This window comes from Achromobacter sp. JUb104, assembly GCF_024806975.1.
Lineage (GTDB): Bacteria > Pseudomonadota > Gammaproteobacteria > Burkholderiales > Burkholderiaceae_B > Achromobacter > Achromobacter spanius.
The window spans coordinates 2,119,526-2,135,597 of sequence record NZ_JANUEY010000001.1 but is presented as its reverse complement, the minus strand read 5'-3'; the positions used below and the strand labels follow the sequence as shown (position 1 = coordinate 2,135,597).

Here is a 16,072-nt window from a genome sequence, read left to right as displayed (position 1 = left end):
GCCGGGCTGCTAGCGGCGGTTGTTCAAGCGGTTGATCCGCTCGGACGGGGTGATGATGTCGGTCAGGCGGATGCCGTACTTGTCTTCGACAACCACGACTTCGCCTTGGGCGATGAGGTAGCCATTGACGAAGATGTCCATCGGCTCGCCGGCCAGGCCGTCCAGCTCAACCACGGAACCCTGGCCCAGTTGGAGCAGGTTTTTGATGGTCAGGCGGGTGCGTCCCAGTTCAACCGTCAGTTGGACGGGCACGTCCATGATCAGGTCGATGTCGTTGCCGGAGCCGGTCGTGGCGCCAGCCAGCGGCTTGAACACCGACTGCGACGCCGATTGCGCGGTGGGGGCAGCGGCGGCCGGGGCGGCCGGTGCCGCGGCAGCGGCCGCCGGCGCGGACGGAGCTGGCGTCGCGGCCGCGGGCGGCGTGGAGGCGGTTTGTTCAGCCATCGCGGCCGCCCAGTCGTCCTGCGGCTTGAGGCCGTCGGCTTGGGTGGGCGGGTTGGCGCGGGATTGTTCGGCGAGCGCGTCGGCCCAGTCGTCGGCCGGGGACGAGCCGGTGCCAGGCTCGTTCTTGTCAGTCATGGTCGGGGGCCTCGTTTGAATCGGTATCGTAGGTAAACATGTTCTGTACGCGAAGCGCGTACTGGCCGTTGAAAACGCCGTAGCCGCATTCCATCAGCGGTACGCCATCCACGTGGGCTGTGATGGTTTGGGGCACGTCCACGGGAAGGACGTCGCCCACCTTCAAATTCATCAGTTCGCGGATCGACGACGGGATGCGCGCGAATTCCGCGACCACGTCGATGTCGGCGCTGCGAACCTGGCGCGACAACTGCTGCGACCAGCGCTGGTCAACCTCTTCCATCGTGGTTTCTTGCAGCGGCCGCGTCAGCAGATCGCGCACCGGCTCGATCATGGAATAGGGCAGGCAGATGTTCAGGTCGCCGCCGGTCGCGCCGAATTCGATGTGGAACGAGGTGACGACCACCACTTCATTGTTGCCGGTGATGCTGGCGAACTTGGTGTGCATCTCCGAGCGCACGTACTCGAATTCGATGGGATAGACGGGGTCCCAGGACTTGCCGTAGCTTTCCAGCGTCAGGTTCAGCAGACGCCGGATGATGCGTTGTTCGGTCGTGGTGAAGTCCCGGCCTTCGACGCGCGTGTGGTAGCGGCCATCGCCGCCGAACAGGCTGTCGATGACCAGGAACACCAGGTTCGGGTCATAGGTGAACAGCGCCGTGCCGCGCAGGGGCTTCATCTGAATCATGTTCAGATTGCTGGGCACGGGCAGGTTGCGTTCAAAGTCCGCGTACTTCTGGATCTTGATCGAGCCGACGGTGATGTCGGCGCTGCGGCGCATGAAGTTCAACAGCACGTTGCGCATGTGACGCGCAAAACGCTCGTTGATGAGCTCCAGCGTCTGCATGCGGCGGCGCACGACCCGCTCGGGCGAGCTCAGGTCGTAGGCGCGCGCGCCATCGTTGGGGTTCGCGGCCGCTGATTTGCTATCGCTCTCGCCGGTGACGCCGGCTAGCAGCGCATCGACTTCGTCCTGCGAAAGGAATGCCTCGTAGGCCATGCTTATTGCACCACGAACGCCGTGAACAGCACGTCGGTGACATACTGGCCGTCAGGCAGGGGCGAGAACGGCTGGTTGACCACGGTCTTGATTGCGTTGGCCATTTCGGTCTTGCCTTGCTGCGTCTGCACGCCGGTGGGCGATTGCGACGACAGCACCATCAGGATGCGGCTGCGCACTTCAGGCATGTACTTTTCAAGTCGGGTGCGGGTCTGCTCGTCGCTGACGCGCAGGGTCAGGCCCACGTGCATGATGCGTTCGGTTTCCGCGTTTTGCAGCGTGACGGTGAACGCTTCGATCGGGACGAAGATCGGGGCGGGCACCGCGATGGGGCCGGCGGGCGGCGCCACAAACGTGGTCGGCGTGGCTTGGGGGCCCTGGCCGGGCTGACCGGGCTGACCCGGTTGGCCGGGCTGGCCGCCGGGCACCTGGCCCACGCCCAATTGCACAGGCGCGCCGGCTTGCGGTTGCTGCAGGCGTTGGGTGATGAACCAGGTTGCGCCCGCACTGCCGGCGGCAACAAGGAGCAAGACCAACAGGCCCAGCAGCAGACGAAGAATGCCGCCGCCGGATTTCTTTGCGCCCGACGGCGCGGTTATGGGTTTGGTAGTCGCCATCTCGGTTTCGATGCGTATTGAGCCGCTGGTGAAAACGGATTCTTAGTGGATGAAAGCATTCTGCCCCAAACTACGCCTCGGCTTGGAGGCGAAAAACAGGGCGAAAGCCGCGTATCTCAAGCTATTGCTGCACTGCCCGCGTTCGTTGCCAAGCGCGGGCCGCGTATTTGTCACGCAAAGGTGTCGACCAATGCGTTGGCGTTGCGCGACACCGTCACGGTGGGGGTGGCGTTGTCGGCCGATGCATCGGCAAGCGCCGATCCATTGCCCGACTGACGCTGCGAGCCGCCGTTGCCTTGTTGTTGCGCGAATTCCTGCTGCGCGGACTGTTCGCCCACGCTGGTCTGGCCCAGCGAAATGCCGGCTTGCGCCAAGGCTTGCTGCAATTGCGGCATCGCGGTTTCGATGGCCTGGCGCACCGAGGCATGCGCCGAGACGAACGACGCGCTGGCCACGCCGTCGGCGATGTTCAGGCTGACGCGCAGGGGGCCCAGGTCGGGCGGATCCAGCCGCAACTCGGCGGTCTGCATGCCCTGGCGCGCGTTGGTGCTCATCATCACCACTTGCTGGCCCAGCTCGGTGCCCCAATGCGTGCCGCCGACCGGGGTGGCGACCTGCATCACAAGCGGCACGGCCGGCGGGGCGAAGGCCGATTGGTTCACGACGGGCGCGGCCTGGCGTTGCGTGGCGGCGGCAAGTGCCTGCGCCAGATGGTCCTGCGCCGTGGCGCCATGTTGCGGCGCCTGGAATTGCTGGGTGGTGCCCGTCAGGGCGGCCAACACTTCTTCTTCGGTGCGCGCGGGCAAGGTCGTGGTGGTGGCGGGCTCGGCGTCGGCCTTGGTTTCGCGCGCAACGCGCGGCAACGGCAGGTCGACAGCGGCGCGCGGTGCTTCGGCCTTGACGGCCGGCTGCGTGGTCGGGGCGGCGGCGACGGCCGTGGCCGTGGCGCTGCCCGGCTTGACGGCGGCGGTCAGGACCGGCTGCGCGACCTGGGCATCGCGCGCGGCAATCGCGGCGGCGGCTTCGGCTTGCACGGCGGTCACGGCGACCGGCGTGCGGGCGGTGGCGGGCGCGGCGACATCGGCGGCGTTCAGCGCGGCGGTCAGCACGGCCGCGCTGCTGCCGAGTGCGGCGGCGGCGGCTTCGGCGCTGCCGCGCGCAAGCTGCACTTGTTCGGCGGCCTGCGCGGCGAGCTCAAGCGTTTGCTGCGGCAGGGCGGGCACGGGCGGCTGCGCGGCGGCCACGGCCAGCGCGCCGGCTTCGGCGGACGTCGCGGTATTGACGGCGTCATTGATGGCGCCGGCGGCGGCATCTTCCGCCTTGGCGTTGGGGTCGGCGCCGGCGTCGGCGGTCTTGCCGGGCATCTTGCCGGGCGCCTTGGCGCCATCGTTGGCCGGACGCGAATCGGCGGACGGCTTCGGACGTTGCTGAGCCAGCACGTCGGAGAAGCTCGGGCCTTTCTTGTTCGCGGGTGCGGGCTTGTTGGCGCCCAGCGCGTCGGCGAGGGACGTTTTCGCAACGGGCGCGATAGTCGGCAAGGGCAGGGGAGCGGTCATCTTGGGCTTCCTGTTAGGTGCAGCTTTATAGGTGCTGCTTAATGCATCCCGGCCTGGCGCTGGACCAGACGGGCGGAATATTCATCGTTGGCGCGCTGTTCGCGGCGCGATTCCACGACGGCCTGCGCGCGCATTTCGCGCTGCGCCAGGGCGTCGTAGGAACTGAGCTTGCGCTTTTCCTGCTGCCAGTACAGGCGGCCCTTGGCAAGGTTGTCATCCGCCTGGCGCAGTACGGTCTGCTGCTGGCTGATGGCGTCGTCCAGGGTGCCGATGAAGCGCTGGTAGTTGTGGCAATCGCTGGCGGACATGCCGGTCGTCATGGCTTGCTGGAGCCGTTCCAGGTAGTCCTGGCGGTAATCGCTCAACATGCCAAGCTGGCGCTCGGCGTTGGTGCGTTCGGCGCTGAGCCGACCCAGCAGGCGCGCGGCTTCATCCGTGCTTTCCTTGGCCAGGTTGATCAACATGTCCAAGGGCAATTGGCTAGGCATAGGTGTCCCTTAACTCGAAACTGGCGCGCAACTGGTTGACGGCATCGTCGTAGCCGATGTTTTCGCCGACGTCTTGCTGCAAGAAGGCTTCCAGGCGCGGATAGCGCGCGATGGCTTCGTCCAACTGCGGATCGTTGCCGGCCGCATAGGCGCCCACGGCGATCAGGTCGCGGTTGCGCTGGTAGCGCGACAGGTTCTGCTTGAAGCGGCGCACGACGGAGAACTGCTGCGGCGTGATCAGCGAGGTCATTGCGCGCGAAATCGACGCTTCGATATCAATGGCGGGGTAGTGCCCGGCTTCGGCCAGATGGCGCGACAGCACCACGTGGCCGTCCAGGATGGCGCGCGCCGAGTCGGCGATCGGGTCTTGCTGATCGTCGCCTTCGGCCAGCACCGTATAGAACGCGGTGATGGAACCGGCCTTGCCGGACGGGCCGGGCGCGCCCATGCCGGCGCGTTCGACCAGCATCGGCAGCTTGGCGAACACCGAGGGCGGGTAGCCCTTGGTGGCCGGCGGCTCGCCGATGGCCAGCGCGATTTCACGTTGCGCCATGGCGTAGCGGGTCAGCGAATCCATGATCAGCAGCACGTCTTGGCCCTGATCACGGAAATGCTCGGCCAGGCGGGTGGCGTAGGCCGCGCCCTGCAGGCGCAGCAACGCGGACACGTCGGCGGGCGCCGCCACGACAACCGAGCGGGCCAGGCCTTCGGGGCCCAGGTTGTGTTCGATGAATTCCTTGACTTCGCGGCCGCGTTCACCGATCAGGCCCACGACAATCACATCTGCCTTGGTGTAGCGGGCCATCATGCCCAGCAGCACGGATTTACCCACGCCGGAGCCCGCGAACAGGCCCATGCGCTGGCCTCGGCCCACGGTCAAGAGGCCGTTGATGGCGCGCACGCCCGTGTCCAGCACGGTGTCGATCGGGGCGCGTGACAAGGGGTTGATGGGCTGAGCGGACAAGGGTGCAAGTTCGGCGCCCGTCAGCGGGCCCAGGCCATCGAGCGGGCGGCCGGCGCCGTCCAGCACCCGGCCCAGCAGCGCGTTGCCCACGGGCAGGTGGCGGCCCAGTTGCGGCTTGGCGTTGCCATTCAATTCGGCCTTGCGCGGCAGCGGGATCGCGCGTTGCACGGGCGGTTCGCCGGGCACGACGCGCGCGCCGGGCGGCAAGCCGGAAATATCCGCCTGCGGCATCAGGTACAGCGTGTGGCCGTCAAAGCCCACCACTTCGGCGTCGGCCCAGTGGTCGTGCCCGCGCGCGATTTCGATGCGGGCGGCGGCGCCCACGGGCAGGCGCAGGCCGGTGGCGTGCAGCACCAGGCCGGTGGCGCGCGTGATCTTGCCGCTGACCAGCCAGGGGTCGGTGGAGGCGGCGCGGATCGAACCGATTTCGAGCTGCGTCTTCCAACGGTCCAGCACCGGCACGGTGGCCGGGGAGGAGGCGGGCGCGGCCGTCAGGCCGGGTTGCGCCGGAGCCGGATTGCCGCTCACGCCGGATCCTCCCAGGACACGTTGCGACCCAGCGAGGCCGCGACACGACGCCAGCGCGTTTGCAGCGTGGCGTCGATATCGCCAAAAGGCGTTTCCGCGCGGCAACCGCCACGCGCGATGGATTCATCGGCCAGCACGCGCCAATGGCCTTCCTTCAGCTCGTCGGCCAGGTGCAGGCGGATCAGTTCGATGTCGTCGGGGTTTGCCCACAAGCGCATCTGACCATTGGTCGACGGGTTGATGTGCAACACGTCGCGCACGGCGGCGGCCACGGCCTCGGGTTGTTCGGACAGGGTGGTGCGCACGACCTGCTGCGCAATGTCCAGTGCCAGCGTCAGCAGGCTCTGGCCCATTTTTTCTTCCAGCGCACCCACCGACGCGGCGCAAGCCTGCACCAGTGCGTGCAGGCGCTGCGCCTCTTCGGCGCCTTGCTCGCGCGCCTGGGCCAGGCCTTCGGCATAGCCGGCTTCACGGCCCGCGGCGTAGCCTGCTTCGTGGCCTGCCTGCTGGCCGGCTTCCACGCCGGCCGCATGGCCTTGCGCGTAACCGTCCTCGCGTCCTTCGGCCATGGCCTGGGCGCGCAACTGCGCCATCACCACGGCGGGGTCGGGGCCCGGATCGGGTTCCGGTTCGGGCTCCACGTCGACGGTCTCCGGCTCGTTGAACGACAGCATCTGCCAGCGCCGCCAGGCGGCACTGCGCGAGATGAGCGTCGTCGCGCCGTTGTCCGCTTCAGACATACGCGTCGTCCCCGGAATTGCCCAGCACGATCTGACCGCTTTCGGCCAGGCGGCGGGCGATCTGCAGAATCTTCTTCTGTTCGGCTTCGACCTTCGACATGCGGATCGGGCCCTGGGCTTCCAGGTCCTCGCGCAGCATTTCGGCGGCGCGGCTGGACATGTTGCGCAGGAACTTGGCGCGCAGCTCTTCCTGGGCGCCCTTGAGCGCGACCATGAGCGTGTCGTTGTCGATTTCCTTGAGGATGAGCTGGATGGCGCGGTCTTCGACGTCGAGCAGGTTGTCGAACACGAACATCTCGTCGATGATCTTCTGCGCCAGGTCGTTGTCGCGCTCGCGCAGGCTGGCCACAACGGTTTCCTCGTCCGAGGAATTCATCATGTTCAGGATCTCGGCCGCGGTGCGCACGCCGCCCATCTTGCTGCGCTTGGCGCCTTGGCCGGCCAGCACGGAATTCAGCACTTCGGTCAGTTCGGACAGGGCAGCCGGCTGCACGCCGCCAAACGTGGCGATGCGCAGCATGACGTCGTTGCGCAGGCGGTCGGTCAACAGCGCCAGCACACCGGCGGCGCGATCGCGCTCCAGGTGCACCAGGATCGTCGCGATGATCTGGGGGTGTTCGTCGCCGATCAGCTCGGCCACGGTGTTGGGGTCCAGCCAGTTCAGCGCGTCGATGCCGCTGCCGCCGTCGCCGGCTTCCAGGATGTCTTCGATCAGGCCGGCCGCGCGGTCGCTGCCCAGCGCCTTGGTCAGCACGCTGCGGATGTAGTCGTCCGAACCCAGCGTGACGGCCATGAACTGGTCGGCTTCCTGGCGGAACTCTTCCAGCACCACGGCCACGTCGTTGCGCGTGACCTGCTTCAAGCTGGCCATCGCGCCGCCCACCTGCTGCACTTCACGGGCGCTCAGGTATTTGAAGACTTCAGCCGCGGCGTCTTCGCCCAGCGACATCATCAGGACGGCGCTGCGCGTCATGCCGTCCATCGGAGTGGAATCATTTGTCATCTTTGCTCATCCAGGTGCGCAGAACCATCGCGACGGCGCGCGGATCCTTGTTGGCCATTGTGCGGGCGCGTTCCAGGTTGTCTTCGTAACGGTTGACTTCCTTGGCGCGGGCCACGTCCTGGGCTTCGCGAGCCGCTTCCTGGCGCTCGGCTTCAGCCATTTCCGGATCCACCGGCGGGTACAGGTATTCGGTGACCGAGCGACGCACCTTGCGGTACAGCCACAGGGCAAGCACCAGACCCACCAGCCACGCAAGAATGGTCTTGAACAGGGCGATCATTTCCGGGTCGCGCCACATCGGCAGCGGCGGCGGGCCATCATTGAACTGGCTGTTGACCAGGTTCAGCGAGTCGCCACGCGTTTCGGAATAGCCCATGGCTTCGCGAACCAGGTTGGTCAGCTTGTTCAATTCTTCGGGCGGCAGGGCTTGCGGCTCGCCGTCCTTGTCGCGCACGTAATTCACCACCACGGCGACCGACAGGCGCTTGACGTTGCCCACCGGTTGCTTGATGTGGCTGATGGTGCGGTCCACTTCATAGTTGGTGGTGGCGTCGCGGCGTTCGTTCAGGTTGGCGGTGGCCGCCTGGGTGCCGGTCTGCTGCTGTTGCTGTTGTTGCTGCTGCTGTTGCTGTTGTTGCTGAGCATTGGCCGGCGGTTGCGGCGGCTGCGCGGGCGGGTTCGCCAGCGGGGCCTGTGCGTTGGGCGGGGCCTGGTTGGACAGCGCGCCGGGCACGCCTTGCGCGGGGTTAACGCCGCGCTGCGTGGAATCGCTGGTTTGCTGGCTGCGCACGGCGGCCTGGCCAGGTTCCTGGTTCGGGCGGTAGACCTCGGAGGTTTCTTCGCGGCGGGCGAAGTCGACATCGGCGCTGGCTTGGGCGTGGACGTTGCCCGGGCCGACCAACGGATTCAAGATCGTCAGGATGCGTTCAACGGTGCGCTGTTCCACTTCGCGCACAAAGCGCATCTGGTCGGCGTCCATGCCGCGGCCTTCGCCCAGCGGGGCCGACAGCAGCCGGCCGTTCTGGTCAACGATGGACACGCTTTCGGCGGTGAGCTCAGGCACGCTGGAGGCCACCAGCCAGGAAATCGCGGACACTTGCGCGTCGCTCAGGCTGCGGCCGGGATACACATTCAGCAGCACCGAAGCCGTGGGCGCCTGGCGTTCGCGCACGAACAACGACTGGCGCGGCATGGCCAGGTGGACGCGGGCGTGCTGCACCGTGTTCATGGCTTCGATCGAACGGGCCAGCTCGCCTTCAAGGCCGCGCTGGTAGTTGATCTGTTCAGAGAATTGGCTGGCGCCGAAGCGGGCGTTGTCCATCAGCTCGAAGCCGACGGAGCCGCCACGCGGCAGGCCTTGCGAGGCCAACTGCAAACGCGCGTCGTAGACGCGGTCGGCCGGCACCAGCAGCGCGGTGCCGTTTTCGTTGTAGCGGTGGGGCACGTTCATGGAACCCAGGGCCGTCACGATGGCGCCGCCGTCGCGGTCATCCAGGTTCGAGAACAGCACCTTGTACTGGGGTTCGCTGCTCCACATCACCGTGGCGACGATCAGCGCGATGACGGCGGCGGCTGCGCCAAGCAAGATAGGCTTGGGCAGTGCGCGGACCTTTTCCAGCACAGGGAACTTCGCCAGCAGCGACGAGCTCAGAGTGGCCTGCTGATTCATCGATGGCTCCCGCTGGCTACGCGGCGCAAGGAAAAAGTCTTCATGTCTTGGTAGGGCAGATTACACATGCAACGTGCTTCTGGTCTGGGGAGAGCCTGGATTATTGCCGTTGGGTCGACAATCCCAATCGATGAAAACAGCGGGTTTTTGGCGTTACTTATCCTCTATGTCGATGGAAGGACAGCCGATGTGGCCCCGGTTGACGGCATTCGAGGAAATGTCGGGTTTTTTGGCGGTTTTTAACGGCTATGGGCGCGCGCGATCAGCGTTACGCTCTGCGGCAACATTGGCGATAAGCCCAACCAGCAAGGAATCAGGTAATGGCTGTATCAGGCTTGAACGGCATCGAAGGCATGCTCCAGCAGATGCGCACCGTCGTGAGCAAGGCGGAAACCGGCAATCTCGCCGCGGGGGAATCGGTGGGCCAGCCCGACGGCTTCGCCGCCGAGTTGCAGCGCTCGATCCGCCGCGTGACCGCGGCTCAGAACGCGTCGTCGGCGCAGGCGAAGGCCTTTGAAATGGGCGCGCCCGATATTTCGCTGAACGATGTGATCATCGACATGCAGAAAGCCAGCCTAGGCTTTCAGACGGCGGTGCAGGTGCGCAACAAGCTGGTTGCCGCCTACAAGGAAATATCGTCGATGGCCGTGTAAGGGCGTCGATCTGAAAAAGGCCTTTCCATTGGAAAGGCCTTTTTGCATTGGGGCTTCGCTTTGCGTTGCGGGTGGTTTTGCCTTAGTTGCGCTGCGCGCCTTTCTCCAGGCGCCACACCACTTTCTGCAACCAGTTTTCCTGGCGCGCATCCAGATTCAAGAACACGGCGCCCACGTGGCTCATCGGCGGTTCGCCTGTTAGCGACACGTGCCGGGGCGCGGCGTCGTCCGGGCTGTCGGGCTGAATCATCGGCTGGCCGGAAATGGGGTAGATGTTGCGCACTTCCAGGTTGGCACTGAGCTTGCCCAGTTCACCAAAATCCAACTGCACGTCTTCCATCACCGTGCCGCGTTCCGGCAAGGCGGGCACGGCAAGCGCGGCCCGCAGCCCCACGCCGTCAACCGAAATATCGCGCACCGTGAATTGAAAGGGCTTGGTCTTGGCGTCGGGCTGCCAACTTGCCTGGCATTGGCTGGCGCCGGTGACCAGCGAGGCGCGAAACATCTTGCGCCGCTGGATGCGGGCCAGGCGATCCGGAAAGGGCGACATCAGCGCTGCGCTGCCGTCGTCGAAGTGAATGACTTCGGGGCGCTGCACGCGAAAGCGGATCTGCACGCCGCCATAGGCGGTGGCGTGGAAATGGAAAGTCGTGCCGCTTAACAGGCCCATGTTGTCGGACTGCTCGAAGTCGGCGCCGGCGTAGTCGCGCGGCCGCCAGAAGAACTGGCGGGTTTGCTTGTCGGCGCCCAGCACCAGCACCGCCATTTCACGGTCGGCGGCGTCGCGCACCAGGATGTGGCTGTCGGGGTGCGTCAGCTCGAACAGGGCGGAACGCATGTCTTCCGGCCGGGTCAGCAGGAATTCCGGGTCGCTGGCATCCAACACGATGGTGGTCCTTAGAGAGTGAGGTCAGGCGGGCGGCGCCGCTTGGGGAAGCTCGCGCGATTCCAGGCGATACAGCCAGGCCAGCAATTCTGCCACTGCTACGTACAGTTGGGGAGGAATATGTGCATCCAGGTCCACCTGCATGAGCAGGCCGACCAATTCACGCGATTCGTGCACATACAGGCCGTTCTCTTCGGCGGCGCGCACGATGGTGTCGGCCAGTTGGCCGTAGCCCTTGGCCACCACGCGCGGTGCGCCGTCCTTATCGTCATAGGAAATGGCGACGGCGGCGTTGCGGTTGGCGTTGGGGCCGGCGGGTTGGCCATCGTTCTGGCCGATGCCCTCGGGATTTGGGGTATTGCTCATCAGAAATCGGTCGGCATGACAGGGCGCTGCTCCGTCACGCTGACCGCCAGATTGCTCAAGGTCAAGCCCGCGGCCAGAAGGCGCGAGCGCAGTTGGTCGGACGCATCATTGATTTCGGCGGCGGCCAGCGGCGCGACCAATTGCAATACGATCTGGTCGCCCGCCAGGTTCAGCCGCGCATCCACCAGCCCCAGGCGGGGCAGGTCGAGCTTGAGCCGGGTGGCCCAGGTGGGCGTGGCCGAGTCGGGGTCGCCACCGTAGGGGTCGCGTTCAACTTCCCATTCCATCGGCGTGCCGGGCCAGGCTTCGCCTTGCCAGGCCAGGGACTGGTTGGCCAGCACGTCCAACTGCTGGCGCACCAGCACGGTCAGGTCCTGGTGGATGCCGGTCACGGGCGTGCCGGGCGCGGGCGAGCTGCTGCCCGACGTTGCCTCGGCGCCGCCACCGGTGCGCGCGGTACTTGATGCGTCCGAACGGCTGCGCGCCGCCGTGGCGTTTTGCTGGGCGGTGTCGCGGCTCATTCTGGCCTGCGGCTCTTCCTGGAGCGCGGCCGGGTTGGTGCGGCCAAACACCATGTCGGTCAAATGCGATTCATAGAACAAGCCACTGGTTTGCAGGGCTTGGCGCAGCGCCTGGCCCAGCAAGCGGGCGGTCGGGCCGCCTGCCGCCAGCGAGGCATGCGCGGCGGCATCGGCGCCGCGTGCCGCATGCGTATCAGCTTGGCCGGCGGGCCGCGTCAACTTGGCGCCAGCGGCGGCATCCGCGCTGGTCGCGGCGGTTGCGGTTGCAGCGGCGGCAGTCGGTGCGGCGGGCAACGTGGGCGCGGGGGCCGGGGGCTGCCCAGCGGCGGCGGCTTGGCCGGACGGCGGGGGTTGGCCCGCACCGGGCGCGGGCTGCGGGGCGGCTTGCGCGGGGGCTTGTCCGGCCGCGCCGCCATTGGCGTTCCAGAGCGGCGCGCGCCCCTGGACGGCAGGCGCGGCTTCGGGGAACTGGGCCAGCAAGGCAAGAATTGTCCGGGCGGTGGTGCCCAGCGTGGTCGGGGCGGAGGCGGTGGTGTCGCTGCTGGTGACCAGCCCGCGCGCGGCCAGCGCCAGCGCGGCGGCCGTCTTGGCGTCGACAACGGCATTCTGGCGGTCGCCTCGGGCGCCGCCAGTTTGTATGCCTTGCCGGGGATCGCGGGTGGAACCGTCCGACGACCCGGGCTTTTCCGGGCCTCCGGGCTGGCTGACGGCGTCTGGCCGTGCGCCCGACACCTGGTTGGCATTCGCGGCGGACATCGTCGTGCCAAGCACGGCGTCCAACCGCTGCACCAGGACATTACCGAGTGCGGCGGGACCGACGCTCATTCTTCAGGCGCCTGATATCCGTAGGCCGACAGCAGCGTCTGCTGGCGCTTCATGCGTCCCAGCAGCTCACCCAGGCGGGCCAGTTGCGGGATAGCCAGGTCGCGCGTCAGCGCATCGTTTTCCAGAATCCGCACGAGCAGGTCGTACTTCATGGCGCGGCCGGCTTCGTCCAGCGGCTCCTTCTGTTCCGTTTGGCGCAGGAGCTCGACACGCTCGCAGTATTGCTGGCCATGGACCATGGCCAAGTCCCAGTCGCCTGCCTTGGCGGCGGTCAGCATTTCCCCCGTGATGAGAGCGATCTCCTGGTAGTGCTCCAGGATGGCGGGAAGGGACTGGGTCAGGGACGTCATGGAAATCTCGGGCGTTCTCAGGCTGGCTAGGGGCATGGTTCGGGCCATTACGGCTCCATGCCGCCAGCCGGCCGGTCGATGGAAGTCTGCCAAGCTTCGGCCAGATCGGCCAGCAGCCGGTCGGCAATATCAAGCTGCTCGACATCCGCCTTCAGGTTCGCTGTCAGCAGCGTACGGATGATGTAGTCGTAAAGCAGGGCGAGGTTGGCGGCGATGTCGCCGCCGGCCTCCATGTTCAGCCCCGTTTTCAGGCCTTCATCGACAATTTTGATCGCTTTCGAGATGGCCGCGCCGCGTTCAGCGATGCGGCCTTCGTTCAAATGGATGCGCGCCTGCCCGATGGCCGCCCGCGCTCCCAGATAAAGCAGAGTGATCAGCCGCTCCGGGCTTGCGCCCAGGACTTGCGTTTCCAGGCCGATATCGGCGTAGGAACGAACAGAATAAGACCCTGAGGGCCGTCGGGCGGCATACGTCATTTAATGCATCTTCTATTAAGTTGGTTACTTCGACTTGTTCATGGCCTCAAACTGCTGGGTCAGATAGCTACCCGTACTTTGCATCTGCATGTAGAAGGTGTCCAGCGCAACGAACTGCGTGCGCATCCGCTCAATTTCAGCATCGCTCGATGCCTTGGCGCGCGCCTGCTGCGCGGTCAACGCGGTGATCGACTTGGCCAAGCCGTCTTGGCGCGTCTTCAAGGAGCCGGTCGAACCCAGCACATCCTTGAGCGCGGCGTCGATGTTCTTCGCCAGGCCGTTTTCGCCCGTCAACAGCTTGGTGACGTCGGCGGGGTTCTCGGTCAGGGCCTTGGTGAGCTTGGTCGTGTCCAGCTTCAGCTCACGGGCGGTGGCATCGGTGGTGATGCCCAGATCGGCCAGCGAACGCAGCGTGCCGTCGCCCAGCACGCTTTGCAAGGCGCCGGACAGGGCCGACTGGATCGAGCGCGTGGTGCCGTCGCCCGTCAGGGGCTGGTTGGTGGCTGCCGACGCGTCGAACGCGGTCAGGTTCTTGATCGTGGTTTGCAGCGTCTTGTACTTGGTGACGAAGTCCTGCACCGCCTTGCTGGCCACCGAGGTGTCGGCTTCCAGTTTCAGGGTGATGGGCTTGTCGGCTTCGGTCTTTTCGGCCAGGTTCAGCGTAATGCCGTCGATGGCGGTCGAAATGTTGTTCGAACCGCTCTTGACCGTGATGCCGTTGATGATGACTTCGGCGTCCTGCCCGGCGGTGGCGGTCATGCCCGAGGTCACGCCATTGGCATCCGTGCTGAACGTCAGGATGTCTTTCAGCGACTGGTCGCCGTTGACGGTAATGGACTTCACCGCTGCTTTTTCGCCCGTTTCGCGCGAGGTCAGCATCAGGTAGTTGTTGCCGTTGCCATCGTTGATGACGGTGGCGCGCAGGCCGGTCTTGTCGTCGGCGTTGATGGCCTTGACGATGCCGTTCAAGGACGTGTCGTCCTTCAGGTCAACCGTGCGCTTGGTGCCGTCGGCCAATTCAATTTCGAAGGTGCCCGTGGCGCCGTTCTTGGCGGTACGGTCGGCCACCGCCGACGATTGCAGGCTTTGCGCCCGCGCCAGGTTCTTCACTTCGATGGTGTACTGGCCGGCAACCGCGCCTTCAGCGGCCACCGTGGCCGTCAGGGCGGAACCGCCGGTGACGCTGCCCTTGATGGCAGCCATCGTTTCAGTCTTGCCCAGCACGGCGGCCGAAGACTGCAGGGCTTCCAACGCGCTTTGAAGCTGCGAGTAGGCGTCGATACGGGTTTGATAGCTTTCCGCACGGGTCGTGTAGACCGAAAGCTTTTTCGTCTCGGCGTCTTGCAGGTCCGACAGGATCTTTTCCAGCGGCAAGCCGGACACGGACCCAAGGTTGGTGATAGAAGCCATGTGATTTCCTTCCTAGCGAAGCGATTCTGACAAAAATAGGGTGCCGGCGATTGGCCGGGTAAGGGCATAAGGCGGGCCTAATTCGGGGTTTCCCTCACGCATAGGCGCCAAAACAGTTGAAGAACACTGTTTTAAGGGTCAGGTCATGCAGTGGTTTTAATGCCGTTGCCTTGCATGTTCACGATCATTTTGGCGATTTTGAGTACCGTTTCGCTGGGGATCGTGCGGATGACATCGCCCGACTCCGCATCCACGACCGACACGACCACCTGATGCACATTCGGATCGATTTCGAACTGCAATTGCGTCGACCACGCCTTCATCTGGTCGTTGATTTCGTCCAGCGCCTTGTCCAGCGGCAGCTTCTTCGAATCTGATTGATCCGACGTGGCGCTGTCGGAGGCGCCGCTGTTCGTGGCGGCGGCGGCGGGCGTCACGCTCACAGCCGGCTCGGCTGCGATGGGCGCCTGCACGGGCGCAGCGGGTGCGAACGTAGCGGGGGCTAGGGGGGTTACGGCCATGATCACTCCAGCGGCGATGTGGGCGTCTCGGAGGAACGCGCTGTTTTCAGGGAATTCTCAGCTACGATTACGGCACCTTTGCAGGGAACTTTAGCCCCCTGCATAGACGGATATTTCACGTGCTAATCAGTTTGGATCGGGCAATGAGTGTCAAGACGGCGCTGCGAGTTATCGAAATCATCGAAACCTTTGCCCGCGAGAAGCGCGCGCTGCCCTTGTCGGAGCTCGCGCGGTTGCTGGATGTGCCGGTGTCCAGCTGCCTGGCGCTGATCCGCACGCTGACGGGCCTGGGCTACCTGTATGAAACCGGCCGGCGCCAGGGCTATTACCCCACGGGTCGCTTGCTTGCGATGGCGCAGCGCATTGCCCGCGCCGACCCCGTTTTGGACCGCGTCTACCCCAGCCTGTCGGAATTGCGTGACGCTACCCGCGAAACGGTCGTGTTCGCCAAGCTCACCCAGGATGGGCGCGTGGTCTATCTGGATGTGCTGGATTCCCCACATACCATCCGATACGCGCCCGTTGCCGGCGAGTTCAAGGACGTACACGCCAATTCGCTGGGTAAGGCGCTGGTGTCGCTGATGGATGCCCCCGCGCGCCAGAGCCTGCTGTCCGGCATGCCGATGACGCGCTACAACGAGCGCACGCTGGTCACGCCGCAAGCGCTGGAAGATGACCTGCAACGGTCGCGCCAGCGCGGTTGGTTCATGAACAGTGGGGAATCGATCGCCGACGTGGGCGCCATCGCCTGGCCCGTCACCCTGTCGGGCGAGCACTATGCGATTTCGGTGGGCGGCCCGATCTACCGGATCGAACCGCAGCAAGAGGCCTATGCGCGCATCTTGCGGGCGGCGTGCACCGCCCTGGAACAGCAGGCCTGAAAATGGGTTCGGGGCCGGGCGTTGCGCCCGGCGCGCCGT

Annotated in this window: 18 protein-coding genes; 2 read left to right on the top strand and 16 right to left on the bottom strand. The window is 65.6% G+C overall.

Features of this window, described 5'->3' with window-relative positions; all coding sequences use genetic code 11:
- Nucleotides 1-9: 9 nt before the first annotated feature.
- The 9 genes from fliN to fliF form a co-directional block, all read right to left on the bottom strand.
- Nucleotides 10-579, bottom strand: coding sequence for a flagellar motor switch protein FliN (gene fliN, locus M2361_RS09660; protein ID WP_259248472.1), 570 nt, complete (start codon nucleotides 577-579; stop codon nucleotides 10-12).
- Entirely contained in the window at nucleotides 572-1,579 is a 1,008-nt protein-coding gene (gene fliM, locus M2361_RS09655; protein WP_259248470.1) for a flagellar motor switch protein FliM, read from the bottom strand. Before fliM ends, fliN begins: the two co-directional genes overlap by 8 nt.
- A 2-nt stretch (nucleotides 1,580-1,581) precedes the next feature.
- A complete protein-coding gene (gene fliL, locus M2361_RS09650; protein ID WP_259248468.1) occupies nucleotides 1,582-2,196 on the bottom strand; it encodes a flagellar basal body-associated protein FliL in 615 nt (204 codons plus the stop codon).
- Between the two features lie 170 nt (nucleotides 2,197-2,366).
- Entirely contained in the window at nucleotides 2,367-3,752 is a 1,386-nt protein-coding gene (locus M2361_RS09645; protein WP_259248465.1) for a flagellar hook-length control protein FliK, read from the bottom strand.
- 38 nt (nucleotides 3,753-3,790) lie between these two features.
- On the bottom strand, nucleotides 3,791-4,240 hold the full coding sequence (fliJ, locus tag M2361_RS09640; protein WP_100855455.1) for a flagellar export protein FliJ: 450 nt from the start codon (nucleotides 4,238-4,240) through the stop codon (nucleotides 3,791-3,793).
- Complete coding sequence (gene fliI / locus M2361_RS09635; protein ID WP_404976323.1) at nucleotides 4,233-5,732, bottom strand: flagellar protein export ATPase FliI; 1,500 nt, start codon at nucleotides 5,730-5,732, stop codon at nucleotides 4,233-4,235. Before fliI ends, fliJ begins: the two co-directional genes overlap by 8 nt.
- Entirely contained in the window at nucleotides 5,729-6,472 is a 744-nt protein-coding gene (gene fliH / locus M2361_RS09630; RefSeq protein WP_259248461.1) for a flagellar assembly protein FliH, read from the bottom strand. The genes fliI and fliH overlap by 4 nt, the downstream gene beginning before the upstream one ends.
- Nucleotides 6,465-7,475, bottom strand: coding sequence for a flagellar motor switch protein FliG (gene fliG, locus M2361_RS09625; RefSeq protein WP_259248459.1), 1,011 nt, complete (start codon nucleotides 7,473-7,475; stop codon nucleotides 6,465-6,467). Before fliG ends, fliH begins: the two co-directional genes overlap by 8 nt.
- Nucleotides 7,465-9,144 carry a flagellar basal-body MS-ring/collar protein FliF gene (fliF, locus tag M2361_RS09620; protein WP_259248457.1) on the bottom strand — a complete coding sequence of 560 codons (1,680 nt, stop codon included), beginning with the start codon at nucleotides 9,142-9,144 and terminating at the stop codon, nucleotides 7,465-7,467. Before fliF ends, fliG begins: the two co-directional genes overlap by 11 nt.
- A gap of 320 nt (nucleotides 9,145-9,464) precedes the next feature.
- Here fliF and fliE point away from each other — a divergent pair, with 320 nt between their 5' ends.
- Nucleotides 9,465-9,797, top strand: a complete 333-nt coding sequence (gene fliE / locus M2361_RS09615; protein ID WP_100855459.1) for a flagellar hook-basal body complex protein FliE — start codon at nucleotides 9,465-9,467, stop codon at nucleotides 9,795-9,797.
- An 82-nt stretch (nucleotides 9,798-9,879) separates the two neighbouring features.
- Here fliE and M2361_RS09610 read toward each other — a convergent pair whose 3' ends face one another.
- From M2361_RS09610 to M2361_RS09580, 7 genes are all read right to left on the bottom strand, one after another.
- Nucleotides 9,880-10,683 (bottom strand): flagellar brake protein, encoded by an 804-nt coding sequence (locus tag M2361_RS09610; protein ID WP_259248454.1) that lies wholly within the window; start codon nucleotides 10,681-10,683, stop codon nucleotides 9,880-9,882.
- A gap of 24 nt (nucleotides 10,684-10,707) precedes the next feature.
- Nucleotides 10,708-11,049, bottom strand: coding sequence for an EscU/YscU/HrcU family type III secretion system export apparatus switch protein (locus tag M2361_RS09605; RefSeq protein ID WP_259248453.1), 342 nt, complete (start codon nucleotides 11,047-11,049; stop codon nucleotides 10,708-10,710).
- The gene (locus M2361_RS09600; protein ID WP_259248451.1) at nucleotides 11,049-12,395 is read right to left on the bottom strand and encodes a flagellar hook-length control protein FliK; all 1,347 of its coding nucleotides are present in this window, start codon (nucleotides 12,393-12,395) and stop codon (nucleotides 11,049-11,051) included. Before M2361_RS09600 ends, M2361_RS09605 begins: the two co-directional genes overlap by 1 nt.
- Nucleotides 12,392-12,745, bottom strand: a complete 354-nt coding sequence (locus M2361_RS09595) for a flagellar protein FliT (RefSeq protein WP_259248450.1) — start codon at nucleotides 12,743-12,745, stop codon at nucleotides 12,392-12,394. The genes M2361_RS09600 and M2361_RS09595 overlap by 4 nt, the downstream gene beginning before the upstream one ends.
- 47 nt (nucleotides 12,746-12,792) lie before the next feature.
- A complete protein-coding gene (fliS, locus tag M2361_RS09590; RefSeq protein ID WP_050446577.1) occupies nucleotides 12,793-13,221 on the bottom strand; it encodes a flagellar export chaperone FliS in 429 nt (142 codons plus the stop codon).
- A gap of 24 nt (nucleotides 13,222-13,245) precedes the next feature.
- Nucleotides 13,246-14,631, bottom strand: a complete 1,386-nt coding sequence (gene fliD, locus M2361_RS09585) for a flagellar filament capping protein FliD (protein ID WP_259248447.1) — start codon at nucleotides 14,629-14,631, stop codon at nucleotides 13,246-13,248.
- A 143-nt stretch (nucleotides 14,632-14,774) separates the two neighbouring features.
- The gene (locus M2361_RS09580) at nucleotides 14,775-15,152 is read right to left on the bottom strand and encodes a flagellar protein FlaG (protein ID WP_259248445.1); all 378 of its coding nucleotides are present in this window, start codon (nucleotides 15,150-15,152) and stop codon (nucleotides 14,775-14,777) included.
- 143 nt (nucleotides 15,153-15,295) lie between these two features.
- Between M2361_RS09580 and M2361_RS09575 the strand changes: the two genes are divergently transcribed.
- Complete coding sequence (locus tag M2361_RS09575) at nucleotides 15,296-16,033, top strand: IclR family transcriptional regulator (RefSeq protein ID WP_259248443.1); 738 nt, start codon at nucleotides 15,296-15,298, stop codon at nucleotides 16,031-16,033.
- The last annotated feature ends 39 nt before the right edge of the window (nucleotides 16,034-16,072 follow it).

Excerpts from the sequence above, each read along its gene's own strand:
- fliN (WP_259248472.1), bottom strand. The coding sequence starts at position 579 with ATGACTGACAAGAACGAGCCTGGCACCGGCTCGTCCCCGGCCGACGAC.
- fliM (WP_259248470.1), bottom strand. The coding sequence starts at position 1,579 with ATGGCCTACGAGGCATTCCTTTCGCAGGACGAAGTCGATGCGCTGCTA.
- fliL (WP_259248468.1), bottom strand. The coding sequence starts at position 2,196 with ATGGCGACTACCAAACCCATAACCGCGCCGTCGGGCGCAAAGAAATCC.
- M2361_RS09645 (WP_259248465.1), bottom strand. The coding sequence starts at position 3,752 with ATGACCGCTCCCCTGCCCTTGCCGACTATCGCGCCCGTTGCGAAAACG.
- fliJ (WP_100855455.1), bottom strand. The coding sequence starts at position 4,240 with ATGCCTAGCCAATTGCCCTTGGACATGTTGATCAACCTGGCCAAGGAA.
- fliH (WP_259248461.1), bottom strand. The coding sequence starts at position 6,472 with ATGTCTGAAGCGGACAACGGCGCGACGACGCTCATCTCGCGCAGTGCC.
- fliG (WP_259248459.1), bottom strand. The coding sequence starts at position 7,475 with ATGACAAATGATTCCACTCCGATGGACGGCATGACGCGCAGCGCCGTC.
- fliF (WP_259248457.1), bottom strand. The coding sequence starts at position 9,144 with ATGAATCAGCAGGCCACTCTGAGCTCGTCGCTGCTGGCGAAGTTCCCT.
- fliE (WP_100855459.1), top strand. The coding sequence starts at position 9,465 with ATGGCTGTATCAGGCTTGAACGGCATCGAAGGCATGCTCCAGCAGATG.
- M2361_RS09605 (WP_259248453.1), bottom strand. The coding sequence starts at position 11,049 with ATGAGCAATACCCCAAATCCCGAGGGCATCGGCCAGAACGATGGCCAA.
- M2361_RS09600 (WP_259248451.1), bottom strand. The coding sequence starts at position 12,395 with ATGAGCGTCGGTCCCGCCGCACTCGGTAATGTCCTGGTGCAGCGGTTG.
- M2361_RS09595 (WP_259248450.1), bottom strand. The coding sequence starts at position 12,745 with ATGACGTCCCTGACCCAGTCCCTTCCCGCCATCCTGGAGCACTACCAG.
- fliS (WP_050446577.1), bottom strand. The coding sequence starts at position 13,221 with ATGACGTATGCCGCCCGACGGCCCTCAGGGTCTTATTCTGTTCGTTCC.
- fliD (WP_259248447.1), bottom strand. The coding sequence starts at position 14,631 with ATGGCTTCTATCACCAACCTTGGGTCCGTGTCCGGCTTGCCGCTGGAA.
- M2361_RS09580 (WP_259248445.1), bottom strand. The coding sequence starts at position 15,152 with ATGGCCGTAACCCCCCTAGCCCCCGCTACGTTCGCACCCGCTGCGCCC.
- M2361_RS09575 (WP_259248443.1), top strand. The coding sequence starts at position 15,296 with ATGAGTGTCAAGACGGCGCTGCGAGTTATCGAAATCATCGAAACCTTT.